Annotated in this window: 14 protein-coding genes; 4 read left to right on the forward strand and 10 right to left on the reverse strand. The window is 75.0% G+C overall.

What is annotated here, in order from left to right; translation table 11 throughout:
* Positions 1-4: 4 nt before the first annotated feature.
* From ACIGNX_RS27160 to ACIGNX_RS27180, 5 genes are all read right to left on the reverse strand, one after another.
* On the reverse strand, positions 5-895 hold the full coding sequence (locus ACIGNX_RS27160) for a glycosyltransferase (RefSeq protein WP_396543534.1): 891 nt from the start codon (positions 893-895) through the stop codon (positions 5-7).
* A gap of 183 nt (positions 896-1078) precedes the next feature.
* On the reverse strand, positions 1079-1333 hold the full coding sequence (locus ACIGNX_RS27165) for a hypothetical protein (protein WP_396543535.1): 255 nt from the start codon (positions 1331-1333) through the stop codon (positions 1079-1081).
* Complete coding sequence (locus ACIGNX_RS27170; protein ID WP_396543536.1) at positions 1330-1470, reverse strand: hypothetical protein; 141 nt, start codon at positions 1468-1470, stop codon at positions 1330-1332. Before ACIGNX_RS27170 ends, ACIGNX_RS27165 begins: the two co-directional genes overlap by 4 nt.
* A 5-nt stretch (positions 1471-1475) precedes the next feature.
* Positions 1476-2966: a cellulose binding domain-containing protein gene (locus ACIGNX_RS27175; protein WP_396543537.1), complete on the reverse strand. Its 1491-nt coding sequence runs from the start codon at positions 2964-2966 to the stop codon at positions 1476-1478.
* Between the two features lie 162 nt (positions 2967-3128).
* A complete protein-coding gene (locus tag ACIGNX_RS27180) occupies positions 3129-4166 on the reverse strand; it encodes a LacI family DNA-binding transcriptional regulator (protein ID WP_396543538.1) in 1038 nt (345 codons plus the stop codon).
* A gap of 95 nt (positions 4167-4261) precedes the next feature.
* Between ACIGNX_RS27180 and ACIGNX_RS27185 the strand changes: the two genes are divergently transcribed.
* Complete coding sequence (locus ACIGNX_RS27185) at positions 4262-7390, forward strand: BTAD domain-containing putative transcriptional regulator (protein ID WP_396543539.1); 3129 nt, start codon at positions 4262-4264, stop codon at positions 7388-7390.
* 4 nt (positions 7391-7394) lie between these two features.
* Here the strand turns inward: ACIGNX_RS27185 and ACIGNX_RS27190 are convergent, their stop codons facing one another.
* Both ACIGNX_RS27190 and ACIGNX_RS27195 read right to left on the reverse strand, forming a co-directional pair.
* Positions 7395-8612 carry a cytochrome P450 gene (locus ACIGNX_RS27190; protein ID WP_396543540.1) on the reverse strand — a complete coding sequence of 406 codons (1218 nt, stop codon included), beginning with the start codon at positions 8610-8612 and terminating at the stop codon, positions 7395-7397.
* Between the two features lie 79 nt (positions 8613-8691).
* Positions 8692-9384 (reverse strand): MerR family transcriptional regulator, encoded by a 693-nt coding sequence (locus ACIGNX_RS27195; RefSeq protein WP_396543659.1) that lies wholly within the window; start codon positions 9382-9384, stop codon positions 8692-8694.
* 90 nt (positions 9385-9474) lie between these two features.
* On the opposite strand from ACIGNX_RS27195, the gene ACIGNX_RS27200 reads away from it, so the two are divergent.
* Positions 9475-10704 (forward strand): erythromycin esterase family protein, encoded by a 1230-nt coding sequence (locus ACIGNX_RS27200; protein ID WP_396543541.1) that lies wholly within the window; start codon positions 9475-9477, stop codon positions 10702-10704.
* Positions 10705-10753: 49 nt separating this feature from the next.
* Here ACIGNX_RS27200 and ACIGNX_RS27205 read toward each other — a convergent pair whose 3' ends face one another.
* Entirely contained in the window at positions 10754-12313 is a 1560-nt protein-coding gene (locus ACIGNX_RS27205; RefSeq protein WP_396543542.1) for an alpha-L-arabinofuranosidase B, read from the reverse strand.
* A 268-nt stretch (positions 12314-12581) separates the two neighbouring features.
* Positions 12582-13154, reverse strand: coding sequence for an EF-hand domain-containing protein (locus tag ACIGNX_RS27210; protein ID WP_396543543.1), 573 nt, complete (start codon positions 13152-13154; stop codon positions 12582-12584).
* Between the two features lie 207 nt (positions 13155-13361).
* Here ACIGNX_RS27210 and ACIGNX_RS27215 point away from each other — a divergent pair, with 207 nt between their 5' ends.
* Complete coding sequence (locus tag ACIGNX_RS27215) at positions 13362-14105, forward strand: VOC family protein (protein WP_396543544.1); 744 nt, start codon at positions 13362-13364, stop codon at positions 14103-14105.
* On the opposite strand, the gene ACIGNX_RS27220 is transcribed toward ACIGNX_RS27215, so the two are convergent.
* Complete coding sequence (locus ACIGNX_RS27220) at positions 14039-14635, reverse strand: helix-turn-helix transcriptional regulator (RefSeq protein ID WP_396543545.1); 597 nt, start codon at positions 14633-14635, stop codon at positions 14039-14041. The genes ACIGNX_RS27215 and ACIGNX_RS27220 overlap by 67 nt on opposite strands.
* A gap of 298 nt (positions 14636-14933) precedes the next feature.
* Between ACIGNX_RS27220 and ACIGNX_RS27225 the strand changes: the two genes are divergently transcribed.
* Positions 14934-15179, forward strand: coding sequence for a hypothetical protein (locus ACIGNX_RS27225; RefSeq protein ID WP_396543546.1), 246 nt, complete (start codon positions 14934-14936; stop codon positions 15177-15179).
* The last annotated feature ends 8 nt before the right edge of the window (positions 15180-15187 follow it).

Consider the following 15187-nt stretch of genomic DNA (forward strand, 5'->3'; position numbering starts at 1 on the left):
TGCGTCACCGGAGGCAGTCCCGCAGCCGCGCGAGCGAGCGGTCCAGGAGGTCCGACTCGAACGCGCGCGGGTCGTGCCGGTCCGGTTGGTACTCCGCCATGAGCCGGTGCGCCGACTCGAACCACTCCTCCAGGCGCGCCACCGCCCCGGGCGCGACCCGGCCGCGCGCGACGGCGTGCGCGACCAGCAGCGCGAACTCCTGCGCCATCAGCTCCGGCTTGGGCCGCTGCGGGTTGGTCCAGTCGTCCGCCAGCACGGGCCGCAGCCGCACGGCCCGCTCGTTCCAGTGCAGCAGCAGGGCCAGGTCCGCGGTGAACCCGTCGGGCAGCGCGTCCGGCCACAGCTCCCGCACCGCCGCCCGCTGCCCGGACCACGGCGTCGAGCCGACCTTCGGCAGCAGCTCCGGCAGCACCGTGCCGGCCAGCGGCGCGAAGAAGCCGCACAGCCACAGCTGCGGGTACAGCGGCCGCCAGTACAGGTCCGACACGGTCGCGTCCGCGATCCCGTCGAGGATCGGCCGCACCAGCAGGGGCACCAGCGGCGGGTCGCCGAAGTACGCGATGTCGCCGTCCACCAGGCAGACGACGTCGCCGGAGGCCGCCGCCACGCCCTCGCGCAGGGCCACCCCCTTGCCGATCCCGGCCTCCACGACGAGCGCCCCGGCCGCCCGCGCCACGTTGGCCGTCCGGTCGGCGCACCCGCTGGCGCTGACGACCACCTCCCCCGGCACGCCCAGCAGGTCGAGGCCGCGCCGGGACTCGGCGACGACGTCCGCGATCGTCGCCTCCTCGTCGTGCGCGGGGATCACGACGCTCACCGAGGCGGTGCGGCGGCGCAACGTCCGGTCCGCGACCAGCTCGATGCCCAGCGCCGGGTCGATCGGCGGCAGAGCCATGTCACCCTCCCTCACCTCGTCGGCCGGCCGTCGACCCGACCGACGTCGATCAGTGGCGGCCCCCGGCACGGGAACTTCCCGCGCTTGACCGGGGAACTCTCCCACCGGACGGGAGTGCGGCAGCCGCGACCTGGCCGGTTGGACGCAGAGCCGGACGGACGCAGAGCCGGACGGACGGCACGGCTACGCCGTCGAGGTCGCCGACGGCCGGGTCGACGCCCGCGCCCGCGTCGGACCGCTGCGCCCCCTGGTCGGCACCGCGCCGGCCGGACCGGGCGAGGTCGTCCCGGAGGTCGCGATCACCGGTGCGCCGCCGACCGACGCCCGGACCCGCCCGGACGCGGTGGCGCTCGCCGTCGTCGGCACGGACGGCGAGCGCACCGAACCGGCCGCGCTGGACGGGCGCCACCTGGCCACCGAGGTGGCCGGCGGCGTCACCGGGGATGCCCCTTGGCTCGCGGCCGGTCGTGCTCCGCCCGCGACCGCCGGGCCACCGCGGCGACGCGGGCGGAACGGCGGTCGAGGGCGTCGGTCCGGCAGCGGATCGCGTCGACCGCCTCGGACGCGGTCGGCACGACCGTCACCAGGCGATCGGCAGCGTGGCGAGGTAGTCGGTGAGCAGGCTCGACAGCAGGCGGTGGTCCTTGAGGGAGAAGTGCCAGTCGCAGCCCAGGCGGTCCAGGCGCGGGTCGTCGTTGTTCCAGAAGCGGACCCGGCTGTCGCCCCGCGCGGTGCGGTCCCGGACGACCTGCTCGGCGGTCTGGGCGAACAGGTTCGTGGCGCTGACGACGATCACCGCGTCCGGGCCGTACTGGGCGCGGAGCTTGTCGATGAAGCCCTGGTAGGCGTTCTTGTAGGCGGTGACGAGGCTGTCGGCCGTCCACGGCTCGCCGGGGTTGATCGCGGTGGAGAAGTCGTTGGTGCCCAGGCCCACCACGACGAGCTGGGGCCGCCACGTGCCGGGGTTGCGCCACACGTCGCCGGCCACGTGCTGGAGCGTGCGGTCGTAGCCGGTGCGGAAGTCCACGCCCGGGTCGCCGCCGTTGTAGTTGCGGACCATGCCCCGACCGGAGTGGGCGATGACCTGGTAGTCGGCGTCGAGGGCGCGCGCGGTCAGGGCGCCGAAGCTCAGGTCGGTGTTGGTGTTGCGGTCGACGCCGCCGTTGGCCGAGCAGTCGCGGGTGGTGGACAGGTTGCCGTAGCCGGCGGTCAGGGAGTCGCCGATGAACTCGACCTGCCGGGTGCGGGCGGCGGGCTTGGCGAGGATCTGGCCGCCGGGCGCGGCGACGAAGCCGCCGAACTCCCCGGCGGCGTAGGCGCTCTCGGTCCGCTTGACCAGCCGCACCCGGTGCTCGCCGTCGGCCAGGCCCTTGACCTGGTGCGTGACGCGACCCGGGGTGACCAGGGTGACGACCGTGGCGCCGTCGACCTGCACGTCGTAGTCGTTGTAGGGGTCGTTGAGCACGATGCCCACGCCCGTGCCGCGGAACCGGCCCTCGAAGTGGGTGCCGGGCCAGGTGTACTGCACGGCGCCGCCCGCGACCTTCACCCGGTCGACGGTGTGCGCCTGGGCCAGGACGTCCGCCGGCGGTGTGGACGTGGTGGTCGTGGTCGTAGTGGTCGTGGTGGTGGTCGTCGTGGTCGTGGTGACCGGGCCGTTGCAGCGGACGCCGTTGAGCGCGAAGTCCGAGGGCAGCGGGTTCGCGGAGTTGTTCCACGAGCCGTTGAACCCGAACGCGGTGCCCGCCCCGGTGCCCAGGGAGCCGTTCCAGGCCGCGTTGGCGACCGAGACCTGCGCGCCGGTCTGGGCCACCGTGCCGCCCCACAGCTGCGTGACCGCCTGGCCCGCGGCGAACGACCAGGTCAACCGCCAGCTCGTGAGCGGGTCGCCGAGGTTGGTGACGTTGACGTTCGCGGTGAAGCCGCCCTGCCACTGGCTGCCGACCTGGTAGGTGACGCGGCAGCCCGCCGCGGCCTGGGCGGGTGCGGTGGCGAGGGCGACGACGGCGCTCGCGGCGGCGACGATGCCGGTCGCGGCGGCGAGCCGGGTCCTGCGACGGGTGACGGGCATGGGCGTCCTTCCGAGGACGGCGGCGTGCGGGCGCGGGTCCGGCACACCGCCCACGTCCTCGGGCGCCCGGCCGGGCACAGGTCGCCCCGGACGGCGTGCCGGTCCGGAATCTAAGCGCTTAGATGACCGTGGTCAAGGTCACCCGTCTCGCTTGGCGCGGGGTCAGCAGCCGCAGCTGCGCCGGACGACGGGCTCGGTGGTCAGGGGCGCCGGCTCCCCCACGCCGGCTTGGACGAGCAGGCGCACCGCCGTGCGGCCCACGGCCTCCATCGGTTGCCGGACCGTGGTCAGCGGCGGCACGGCCAGCCGCGCGGCGAGCAGGTCGTCGAACCCGGTCACCGCCACCCGGCCCGGCACGTCGACCCCCGCCTCGCGCAGCACGTCCAGCACGACGAGCGCTTCCTGGTCGGTGGCGCACACGAACGCGTCCGGCAACCGCCCGCCGGACAGCACCGGGCCGAGCGCCGCCCGGGTGCTCGCCTCGTCGCCGGGCAGGCTCGGCAACGGCGGGTCCACGGGCACGCCGGCGTCGGCCAGGGCTTCGGCGTAGCCGGCGAAGCGGTCGGCGAACTCCGCCGTGCCGCCTGCCTCGCCGCCGCCCGCGCCGACGTAGGCGAAGCTCCGGTGCCCGTGCTCGCGCAGCAGGTGCCCGACCAGCCCCCGCATGCCCGACCGCTGGTCGACCACGACCGTGCGGGTGCCGGAGACGCGCACCGCGCCACCGAGCTCCACCACCGGGATGCGGCGCGCGATGCGGGCCAGCGCGTCGGCGGGCGCGGCCCCGGCGAAGGCGATCAGGCCGTCGACCCGACCGGCCACGTCGACCACGTTCGGCAGGTGCCCGGAACCACCGCCGGAACCGAGCATGAGCGCCAACCCCCGGCGTCGGCACTCCAGCTCGACGCCCCGCTGCACCACGTCGGAGTAGAGCGGGAACAGCCGCGCGTCACCGGCGTCGTGCCCGGTCCCGTCGCGCTCCAGCAGGTGGTCGAAGGAGTACAGGCCGATGGCGCCCGTGCGCCCCTTCGCCAGCCCCCGGGCGCTCGCGTTCGGCACGTAGCCCAGGGCCGCGGCGGCGGCCAGCACGCTGTCCAACGTCTTCTTGCGCACCCGCTCCGGCTGGGTGAAGGCGAACGACACCGTGGCGATGGAGACACCGGCCCGTTCGGCGACGTCGTAGACCGTGGGCCGCTGGGCCATCAGGTCGCACTCCTCGCCACGCGCACGGGCAGAGGATAAACCGCGTGGTCGGCGCGCGGCCGTGCCGCCGAAGGGGGCGTGACAAAATCGATCGGGTGCGGATCGGGGTGCTCGGACCGTTCGAGGTGCGCGGTGACGACGGCGGTCACGCCGACGTGCCGGGCGCGCGGCTGCGCGGGTTGGTGGCCGCGCTCGCGCTCGAACCGGGCCGGGTCGTCCCCAAGGCCAGGCTGGTCGACTGGATCTGGGGCGGGCAGCCGCCCGCCGACGCGGCGAACGCGTTGCAACGCCTGGTGTCCCGGCTGCGCAAGGCGTTGCCGGAGGGGTCGGTCGAGGGGCGGCCCACCGGTTACCGGCTGGCGGTCGACCCGGACGCCGTGGACGCCGTGCGGTTCGAACGCCTCCTCGGCCTGGCGCGCGAGCGGGACGACCCGCGGTTGCTGCGCGAGGCGCTGGGGTTGTGGCGCGGGGATGCCTTCCAGGACGTCGACCTGCCGGACAGCGCGGCCCTGCGAGCCGCGGTCGCCCGGCTGGAGGCGCTGCGCCTGACCGCCGCCGAGGACCGGTTCGACGCGGAGGTCGACCGGGGCGGCGGGGCGGCGCTGGTGGCCGAGCTGACCGACCTGGTCGCCGCGCACCCGGTGCGGGAACGGCTCGTGGCCGCGTTGATGCGCGCCCTGGCCGCGGCCGGCCGCGGCAACGAGGCGCTGCTGGTCTACCAGCGCACGCGGGAGGCACTGGCCGACGCGCTGGGCGTCGACCCCTCCCCCGAGCTGTCCGCGCTGCACGTGGCCCTGCTGCGCGGCGAGGCCGGACCGCGCGACCAGACCCACCGGACCAACCTGCGCGCCGAGCTGACCAGCTACATCGGCAAGGAGGCCGACGTCGCCGCGGTGCGCGACCTCGTCGCCGCGCGCCGGCTCACGACCCTGACCGGGCCGGGCGGCTCGGGCAAGACCCGGCTCGCCGCCGAAGCCGCGCGCACGCTGCTCGACGACGTGCCCGACGGGGTCTGGCTGGTGTCCCTCGCGGCCCTCGGCCCGGACGGTGACGTGGCGCAGGCGGCGCTGGCCGGCCTCGGCCTGCGGGACGCGCTGCTCGGCGCCACGCCCGACGCCGAGCCGGTGGACCGGGTCGTCGCCGCGCTGCGCGACCGGGAGGCGCTGCTCGTGCTGGACAACTGCGAGCACGTGATCGGGCAGGCGGCGGAGTTCGCCCACCGGGTGCTCGGGGAGTGCCGCCGGTTGCGCGTCCTGGCGACCAGCCGGGAACCGCTGGGCATCACCGGCGAGGCGCTGTGGCCGGTCGCGCCGCTGGCCGTGCCGGACGAGCACGCCGGCCCGGAGGAGGTCGAGGCCGCGCCGGCCGTGCGGCTGCTGCGGGACCGGGCCGGCGCGGTGCGCACGGACCTCGCCGACGACGCCGGGACGTCGGCGGCCCTGGCGCGCGTCTGCCGGGCGCTGGACGGCGTGCCGCTGGCGATCGAGCTGGCCGCCGCCCGGTTGCGCACCATGTCCGTGGAGCAGCTCGCCAACCGGCTGGACGACCGGTTCCGCCTGCTCACCGGCGGCAGCCGGACCGCGCTGCCGCGGCACCGCACGTTGCGCGCGGTGGTCGACTGGAGCTGGGAGCTGCTCGACGGCGCGGAGCGGGCGGTCCTGCGCCGGCTCTCGGTGTTCGCCGGCGGCGCGGGACTGGAGGCGGCCGAACGGGTCTGCGCGGGCGGGGAGGTCGAACCGGGGCAGGTGCTGGAGCTGCTCACCGCGTTGGCGGAGAAGTCGCTGGTGGTGACGGGCGGGGACGAGGTGCCGCGCTACCGCATGCTCGGCACGGTCCGCGAGTACGCCGCCCACCGGCTCGCGGAGGCGGGCGAGTCGGACTCGACGCGGCGCGCGCACCTGGCCTGCTTCACCGAGCTGGCCGAGGCCGCCGAGCCGCACCTGCGCCGGGAGGGTCAGCTGCGCCGGCTCGCCGTGCTGTCGGCCGAGCACGACAACATCGGCGCCGCGGTGCGGGGTGCGATCGCCGCGGGCGAGGCGCACGGCGCCATGCGGCTGGCGGCGGCGGCCGGGTGGTACTGGTGGCTCGGCGGCCACAAGGCGGAGGGCTACGAGCTGCTGGTCGCGACCACCACCGTGCCCGGCGAGGTGCCCGACGACGTCCGCGCCATGGTGTGCGCGCTGGTGTCGACGTTCGTCAGCTCCGGGCGGGGCGACGAACGCGCGGCCCGCGACTGGATCCACCGGGCGTACCGGTACAGCCGGCACCGCACGTCCCGCTACCCGCTGCTGGCCCTGATCGACCCGCTGGAGCGCATCCTGCGCGCGCCGGAGGACGCGCTGGCCGCCTGGGAGCCGGTGCTGGAGGACGGCGACCCCTGGGTGCGCGCCCTGGCCCGGCTGCACCTGGGCAAGATGCGGTACCTGCTCGGCCGCGGCGGGCGGGAGGCGGAGGTCTACCTCGAAGGCGCGCTCGCCGAGTTCCGCGCCCTCGGCGACCGGTGGTGCACGTCGTTCGCCCTCACGGAGCTGGCCGACTGCATCGCGGCGCGCGGCGAGTTCGGCCGCGCCTGCGAGCACTACGAGCACGCGATCGACGCCGCGACCGAGCTGGGCGCGGTCGAGGACGTGATCCGGATGCGGTCGCTGCAGGCCCGCCTGCACTGGTTGGCGGGCGACGAGGTCTCCAGCGCCGCCGCCATCGCCGAGGCGCGGCGGATCGCCCGGCGGGTCACCTGGCCGGACGCGCTGGCCGAGCTGGCGCTGACGAGGGCCGAGCTGGCGCGGTGGGGCGGTGACGCCCCGGAGGCGCGCCGGCAGCTCGACGTGGCCCGGACCGCTCTCGGCGACGACGCGGACCTGGCCGCCATCCGGGCCGCGACCCACGACCTGCTCGGCTACCTCGCCGACGACCTCGACGAGGTGCGCGCCCACCGCGCGGCGGTCTGCCGGGTGGCCGCGGAGACCGGCATCCCGCCCCTCGTCGCGCAGGCGCTCGTCGGGGTGGCGGACCTGGCCCTGCGCCGGGGCCACCCCGAGCAGGCGGCCCGGCTGCTCGGCGCGAGCGACGGCGTGCGCGGGCTGCGCGACCGGTCCCGCCCCGACGCGACCAGGATCGAGGGTGCCGTGCGCCGCCACCTGGGCGACGAGCGGTTCGCCGAGGTGGTCCGCGAGGGGTCGGCCGCGAGCTGGCCGGAGCTGGTGGAGGCCGCCCTCGCCTCGTGACCGGTCACGCCCCGGTCGCCCCCCACGTCACCGGCAGCTCGTGCACGCCGTAGATGTTCATGTCGGTCTTGAGCCGCACCTCGTCGGCGGGGACGGCGAGCCGCAGGTCCGGGAACCGGCGCAGCAGCCCGGAGAACCCCGCGCGCAGCTCGATGCGGGCAAGCTGCTGGCCGAGGCACTGGTGGATGCCGTGGCCGAACGACAGGTGCCCGCGCGCGTTGCGCCGGAGGTCGAGCGCGTCGGGGTCCTCGAAGCGGCGGGGGTCGTGGTTGGCGGCCAGCAGCGAGACGACCACGGTCGAGCCCTTCCCGATCGTCTCCCCGCCCAGCTCGACGTCCTCGGTGGCGTAGCGGTAGAGGACGTCCACGACGGACAGGTAGCGCATCAGCTCCTCGACGGCGCCGGGCAGCAGGTCGGCGTCGGCGCGCAGCGCGGCCAGCTGCTCCGGGTGCTCCAGCAGCGCGAACGTGCCGAGACCGAGCACGTTGGCCGTGGTCTCGTGGCCCGCCAGCAGCAGCAGGAAGGCGACGCCGACCAGTTCCCCGACGGACAGGTCGTCGTTGCGGGCGAGGTCGGACAGCAGATCGTCGCCGGGCTCGGCGCGCTTGCCGGTGACCAGCTCGGCCAGGTAGGACGTCATCGCGCCGTACGCGGCCATCTTCTCGTCCAGCAGCACGTCCTTCTCCAGGAACTTCGCGGAGTTGACCTGGAAGGTCGCCCGGTCCGCGTACGGGACGCCGAGCAGCTCGCAGATCACCAGCGAGGGGACGGGCAGCGCGAACGCCTTGACGAGGTCGACCGGAGGGGTCAGCCCCGCCAGCTCGTCGAGCTGCCGTTCGACCAGCTCGGCGATGTGCTCCTCGAGCTGCTTCACGCGCTTGACGGTGAACGCGCCGGTGAGCGTGCGCCGCAGCCGGGTGTGGTCCGGCGGGTCCATCGAGATGAACAGGCCGGGCACCTGGGGCGACGGCTCGGTGGCGACCGGCATGCCCGGCGTCTCGAACGGCACGTGCAGCACGCCGATGTCCTGGCGGGAGCTGAACCGGGTGTCGGCCATGAGCCGCCGCACCTCGTCGTAGCCGGTGACGAGCCAGCCCCGGTGGCCGTCGGGGAAGTCCAGGGGGCTGACCGGCCGGGTGTCGCGCAGCCGCGTGATCGCGCTCGGCGGGTCGAACGGGGTCGTGTCGCGCTCGGTGGGCAGGCCCTGCGGGACGGTGGTCATCGTGGCGCCTCTCTCGTGGTGTGCCACCACGGTGACCGGCCGTGCCGCCACGCCCCTGACACGGCCCTGACACGGCCGGCTACGACCGGTCCAGCAGCGTCAGGTAGGCGTCGAGCCGGGCGGCGCCCGCCAGCAGGTCGCGGCTGCGCGCGGTCAACCGGCGCTGCCAGGCGTCGAGGAAGTCCCGCAACGCCTCGGCCCCGCCCGCCTCGCGCAACGCGTCGAGGAACCGCGCGACCTGGCGCAGCGGGTGGCCGCCCCGGCGCAGCTGCCGGGCGATCTCGGCGTCGCGCACGAGGTCCGGCCCGTAGTGCCGGTAGCCCGTCGCCCGGTCGCGGCCGGGCCGCAGGATGCCCGCGGTCTCCCAGGTGCGCAGGGTCGCCGGGTGCACGCCGAGCCGGCGCGCGAGTTCGCCCACGGTCAGCGGGGCGCCGACCGGTTCCGGCGCCGCGGTGGACAGGCCGCCCAGGGCCGCGGCGACCTCGGCGCGGGTGTCGCGCTCGGCGAGCAGGGCGACGTGCGCGGCGTCCACGAGGCGGTAGGCGGACTCGGTGTCGCCCCGGTTCGTCGCGCGCATGATCTCCGACGCCCGCTGGTGCCCGTGGCCGCGGCGCAGCGCGAGGAAGGCGCGCAGGGCCTCCGCGTGCCGGGGCGTGTAGCGCCGGTAGCCGGTCTCGCCGCGCTCGGCGGGCGGGAGCACGCCCGCGTCCTCGTAGTTGCGGACGGCCTGGGCGGACAACCCGTGCTCACGGGCCAGGTCGACGGGTCGCAGGGCACACCTCCGGTTGAGGCTTCGCGGTGTCCCGCCGAGGTCGGTCCGGCGGAACTTTCAACCGAACCTTCAACGATACCGTCAAGGTCCGTGCTCATCGGAGACGACTTCACGCCCATCGCCGGGATCGGCCGGCAACTCGACGACCAGGCGGCCCTCGGCCGGGCCGCGGACGACCTGCCGGCGGCCCGTGCGGAACCGCCCGCCGTCCTCGCCCTCGGCGAGCCGACGCACGGGATCGCCGCTTTCCCGTTGCTGCGCAACGACCTCCTCCGCCACCTCGTCACGCGCGGCTACCGGTCGGTCGTGCTGGAAACGGACTTCTTCGCCGCGTCCGTCGTGGACGGTTACGCCCGGGGCGGGGAGGGCGCGGTCGAGGAGGTGCTGGCCACCGGCTTCAGCCACCGGTTCGGCGCCGTGCCGGGCAACCGGGAGCTGGTCGAGTGGCTGCGCGGGTACAACGCCGGCCGTCCGCCGCGCGACCAGGTGCGCTTCCACGGCTTCGACGCCCCGACCGAGACCTCCCACGCGCCGAGCCCGCGCCACGCGCTGGCTGCCGTCCGCGACCACCTGCCCGGGCCGCTGCGACCCGGGTCGGCCGCCGGGCTGGACGTCGTGGCGGGTGAGGACGCGGACTGGACGAACCCGGCCGCCATGTACGACCCGTCGGCGTCCGTGGGCCGGTCCGACCGCGCCCGCGCCCTGCGCGCCATCGCCGACGACCTCGCCGACGCGCTGCGCCGGGCCGAACCCGACCTGCGCCCCGACGACCCGACCGGTTACGACCTCGCCGCGGCGCACGCGCGCACGGCCCGCGGCCTGCTGCGCTACCACGCGGCCATGGCCGACCCCTCGCCCGACCGCCTCGCGGCCCTGCTCGACCTGCGCGCGGAGATGATGGCGGACAACCTGCTCGCGATCGTCGCCGCGGAGCGCGACCGCGGGCCGAGCCTGGTGTTCGCCCACAACGCGCACCTCCTGCGCACGCCGTCCACCCTGGCGATGGGCGGCCGGGAGGTGCGCTGGAGCAACGCCGGCACGCGGGTGGCGCGGACCCTGGGCGAGCGCTACCTGGTCGTGGCGACCGACGCGAACCCCCGCAGCGAACCGGGCACCCTCCAGCACGTGCTGGCCGGGGCGACGACCGCTCCGCGCGCCCTGTTCCCGGCCGCGGACCTGCGCGCCGCGCTCGCGCCGTCGATCCGCGCGGGCGACCCGATCGTGCCCGGGCACCTCCCGCTCACCCCGGCGGACCTGGCCGGCGCGGACGCAGTCGTGTTCGTCGCCGACACCGACGGCGTCCGCCACGAGTACTGGTGACGGCGGTGGGCACCGCCGACCGGCGGTGCCCACCCTCCCGGTCGGCGGGTCAGGGCGCCCAGGGCGCGCTGACGGCCCAGCTCACGTCGTCGTTGTAGGCGGTGGCGTTGTCGAAGGTGTTCGCACCGCTGGTGTTGGCGATGTAGACGACGTTGGCGTAGTGGCGGACCAGCCGGTCGGGGAAGTTGGCCGACCGCAGCGTGACGCCCTGGCCGTTGCGCCCCGGTTCCGGGCAGAAGGTCGCGTCCTGGGCGAACAGGGCGCTGCCGTCGTTGGCCTGGAGGTAGACCTGGTAGTTCTGGTGCCGCAGGTACTGACCAGGGGTGTTGCGGGACTCGAACGACACGCACGAGCCGTTGCCCAGGCCCGCCCGCACGGTCCAGGAGCCGTTGCCCTTCTCCGCGGTGCTGCTGGAGCCGGTGAGGACCGCGGTGTCCACCGTGGAACCGGTGTGGTGGACGTACCGGTCGGTGCAGCAGGCGGTGGTGGCGCGCAACGAGACGGTCGACCCGACCGTCAACCCCGTGCCGCCGCCGGGCGCGGTGTTGTAGCCGGCCGCGGCGATGTTGGCCTGCACGGCGTTCTCGGTGGCGTCGGACGGGTAGCCCGACGTCATGACGCCCTCGTAGAAGGTGCCGCGGGCGCCGACGCTGTTGTCGCCGCCGATGCCCAGGATGATCGCGCCCTCCTTCTTCATCGGGTTGTACCCGGTGGCGTTGGGCCGCGCGCCGTTGTAGAAGGTGGACAGGCCGCCGGACTGCGCGTTGCCGCCGCGGATGGCCCAGTGGTTGGGCTCGCCCTTGACGACGGCGGTCACGAACCGGTGGCCGATGGACGGGTCGTTGGCGTTGTAGCCGCGGTTGACGCCGGAGAACAGGCCGTTCTCCAGGTCGGCCATGATCCACGGCCCGTTGCCCGTGCCGTAGCCCCACGTCTTGCTGTTGCCGAAGTAGATGGCCTCCATCGTGCCGTTGCCGTTGTCCCGGCTGTTGCGCTCGGCGTTGCCGTAGTCGAAGCAGCAGCCGCCGTTGTAGTGCGTGCCGTCGAAGATGGCGTACATGCCCTCGGGCTGGTCGCCGGTGGCGACGCCGTTGGTGTTGTTGTTGCGGTAGCCGGTGCCGGGTGCGACGTAGACGCCGTAGGCCTTCTGCCCGCCGACGGTGATCGGGGCCGCGTTGGCGATGGCGAGGTTGTCGTACCCGCCCGCCGCCGGACCGCTGAACCCGCCGGGCGGGGCCTGCGTGAGGCGGTTGTTGCGGCCGGACTGGTCGTAGATGACGGTGATCAGGCAGGTGGCGCCGGCGCAGAAGGAGTCCTGCGCGGCGGCGTTGGCCACCCCGCCCGCGGTGAGGGGTCCGATGTCGCGGGTGGCGTTGTCCGACGAACGGCGGACTTGGTAGAGCGGGCCGTTGTAGGCGCCGTACAGGGCGCGGGTGGTGCTGTGCGCGGCGACGCAGGGCGTGCCGCCGGCGGCGTAGATGTCGCAGGGCCCCTGCGCGGCGGCCTGCGACGTGCCGCCGCCGACCAGCACCCCGGTGACGAGGGTGCCCGCCGCGGTGAGGGCCAGGAGCGCGGGCCGGAGACGCCGGTGTCTCGGCTGTGGTGCCATCGTCGACCTCTTTCGTTGCGGTGGTGCGCCGAAACGGTCGGTACGACCTGCCTGCCCGACCGCGAGGAGTGTCGATCAGCGGATCTTGTGAGCGTTAACATAGCGCCCGCCGGAAGGCAGCACAACAGGCCCGAGTCCGGTTCAGCGGAAACGGGCGCAAAGAGTTCTTTGTCCGAATATCCCGGTTGATCGGGCGCGGGTCCGGCGAACCGAACCCGCGCCTTGAGCAAACCCGCCCTGGCTGTTAGCGCTCACAAAGCTGTCGGCGTCACTCCGCCCGCGCGTACGCGGGCCGGCCCACCCACCAGTTGCCGGGCGAGTCCTCCTCCGCGCTGGTCCAGAACTCGATGCCGCCTTGGACGAACTCCTCCGCCGACAGGTAGCCGTCGCCGTCGAGGTCCAGGTGCGCGAACGCCTCGTCCGCCTCGGCCTCGGTGAGCGACGGGAAGTGACCGCGCTGGAAGGCCAGGAACTCCTGCGGCCCCACCCGACCGTCCCGGTCGACGTCCGCGATGGCCAGGAACGCCTCGGCGATCGCGCCGACGGTGGCCCGGGCGGCGGCCGGGTCGTCCGCGAGCGTGCGCGTCGAGGTGAGGAACTGCTCGCGGGAGATGGCGTCACCGCCGTCGGGGACATGCGGCAGGTGCAGGTCCCACCAGATCTTCAGGTACGCCTCCACGATCTCCCGCTCCTGCGCCGAACCGGGCGCGTGGCCGAGCGACGCCGCCACCCGGGCGCCCATGAGGACGTGGTCGCCCTCGGTGAGCCGGCCGTCCCCGTCCGCGTCGAGGTGGTCGAAGCCGTGGTTGATCTTCGCGGTCAACAGATCCGACGCCTGCACTGGTCCTCCCCATCAACGGTGACGTGGCCATGCTCGACCGGAGTCGCCCGGTGCCGCAACCACACCTTCGGGTGATGATCTCGGGGTCACCCCGGTCGATTGGGTTGTCCACTGTGGACTTGACGGTGCGCGTGGCGCGCGGTTGTCGGTGGTCGGGTCTAGCGTGGGCCGCGCTCCCCGGACGCTCGCACGTGAAGGATTCCCACCATGGTGGTTCGCACGACTCCCTGGCCCGCCGGCACGCCCTGCTGGGTCGACATCAGCACCGACGTGGACCGCGCCGTCGCCTTCTACGGCGGGCTGTTCGGTTGGGAGTTCGACATCACCGCTCCCGGGCACGGCGGCTACGCGGTGGCGTCGAAGAACGGTCACGCGGTCGCGGGCGTCGGCCCGGAGCAGTCCCCCGACCAACCGTCGCAGTGGACGACCTACCTCGCCACCGACGACGTCGAAGCCTCCGCCGAGGCCGTCACGGAGGCGGGCGGCCGGGTCGCCTTCGGCCCGGTGGCGGTGGGCGACAGGGGCACGATGGCCATCGCCGCCGATCCCGCGGGCGTGCTGTTCGGCCTGTGGCAGTCGGGCGGCAAGACCGGCGCGGAACTGGTCAACGAGCCCGGCGGCCTGGCGTGGAACGAGCACACGAGCGGTGACGTCGAGACCGCGAAGGGCTTCTACGCCAAGGTCTTCGGCTGCACCTACGACCGGGTCGAGGGTGCGGGGGACTACTACCTGGTCAACGTCCCCGGTGGCGAGCGGCCGGTGGGCGGCATCGGGCAGGGCGCGGGCGGCTGGCAGGTCTACTTCCAGGTGGCCGACGCCGACGAGGTGGTGCGGGAGGTCCGGGAGCTGGGCGGCGGCGTGGTGACGGCCCCGGTCGACACCCCCTACGGCCGGATGGCGAGGGTCACCGACGACCAGGGCTCGTCCTTCCACATCGTGGGCGAGCGCTGACCACCCGCCACCACCGCCCGCGGCTCGACGCGCCGCCCCGCGTCGCGGTACCGGAACCGCAACCGCTCGTGGTTCGCGATCGTCGCCGCGACGAGGACCGGCACGTCCGGGTCCGCCACCTCCCCCGCCGTCGCGAACGGGTGCGCCACGGTCGAGGACGCCACCGCCTCGACCCTGCGGCGCAGGCGGGTCGGCAGCACCTGGAACAGCTTGCCCGTCGCCCGCACCGCCGCCTCGCCCACCCCGGCCGCGGGCTGCGTCGCCGCGGCCCGGAGCCCGACCGCGACGGCGACCGCCTCGTCGTCCTCCAGGAGTAGCGGGGGCATCGCCGCCCCGGTCGTCAGCCGGTAACCGCTCAGGCCGCCCTGCTCGGCGTGCACGGGATAACCCGGCTCCCGCAACCGTTCCACGTCCCGCCGAACGGTCCGCCCGGACACCCCGAGCCGCTCCGCCGGCTCGCTGCCCGACCACAGCCCCGGCGTCTGCGACAACGACAACAAGGACAACAACCGGGCGCGTGCGTCGGCCATGACCCACGGTCCGCCCCGCGCACAGGACGGGATCCGACCTGTACGCCTCCTACGGTGACCGCAACACACCGCACGGAGGAGAAGACCCTGAACGGCTACACCACGGTCGCCCCCCGTGGATCGTCACGTCGGACACGGTGGAGCCGGCGTTCGACCGGCGACCGGGCCGGCCCGCCATGCCGTCGCTGCTGCGCGTGGTCGTCGCGGACGCCGACCTCACCACCGACCGCGCCCTGGCCGCCGGTGCCCGCCTCGTCACCGTACCGGCCACCCAGCGTTCGGCCGGCGGGGCAGCCGGGTGCGCGACCCGTTCGGCACCACCCGGTGGACCGGCGCGGTGGTCGAGGAGGTGTCACCGGAGGTCGGCCTGGAGCGCCTGGCCGAACCCGCCCGCGCCGAGGCGATGCACGACGCCCAGGCCACCCCGGACCGCGAGCTCACCGGCCGGGCCGACGGCACCGCCGGCCGCCCGCGCCCCGGCCGACCGGGCGGGGCGCGGCCGCTCGACCCGGTGGACTCCCGGACCCGGGCGGTCAATTGCTAGCGTGACGC

The sequence above is a fragment of the Actinosynnema sp. NPDC053489 genome (genome assembly GCF_044544865.1).
In the GTDB taxonomy this organism is placed as follows: Bacteria; Actinomycetota; Actinomycetes; order Mycobacteriales; family Pseudonocardiaceae; genus Actinosynnema.

Excerpts from the sequence above, each read along its gene's own strand:
- ACIGNX_RS27160 (WP_396543534.1), bottom strand. The coding sequence starts at position 895 with ATGGCTCTGCCGCCGATCGACCCGGCGCTGGGCATCGAGCTGGTCGCG.
- ACIGNX_RS27175 (WP_396543537.1), bottom strand. The coding sequence starts at position 2,966 with ATGCCCGTCACCCGTCGCAGGACCCGGCTCGCCGCCGCGACCGGCATC.
- ACIGNX_RS27180 (WP_396543538.1), bottom strand. The coding sequence starts at position 4,166 with ATGGCCCAGCGGCCCACGGTCTACGACGTCGCCGAACGGGCCGGTGTC.
- ACIGNX_RS27190 (WP_396543540.1), bottom strand. The coding sequence starts at position 8,612 with ATGACCACCGTCCCGCAGGGCCTGCCCACCGAGCGCGACACGACCCCG.
- ACIGNX_RS27205 (WP_396543542.1), bottom strand. The coding sequence starts at position 12,313 with ATGGCACCACAGCCGAGACACCGGCGTCTCCGGCCCGCGCTCCTGGCC.
- ACIGNX_RS27215 (WP_396543544.1), top strand. The coding sequence starts at position 13,362 with ATGGTGGTTCGCACGACTCCCTGGCCCGCCGGCACGCCCTGCTGGGTC.
- ACIGNX_RS27220 (WP_396543545.1), bottom strand. The coding sequence starts at position 14,635 with ATGGCCGACGCACGCGCCCGGTTGTTGTCCTTGTTGTCGTTGTCGCAG.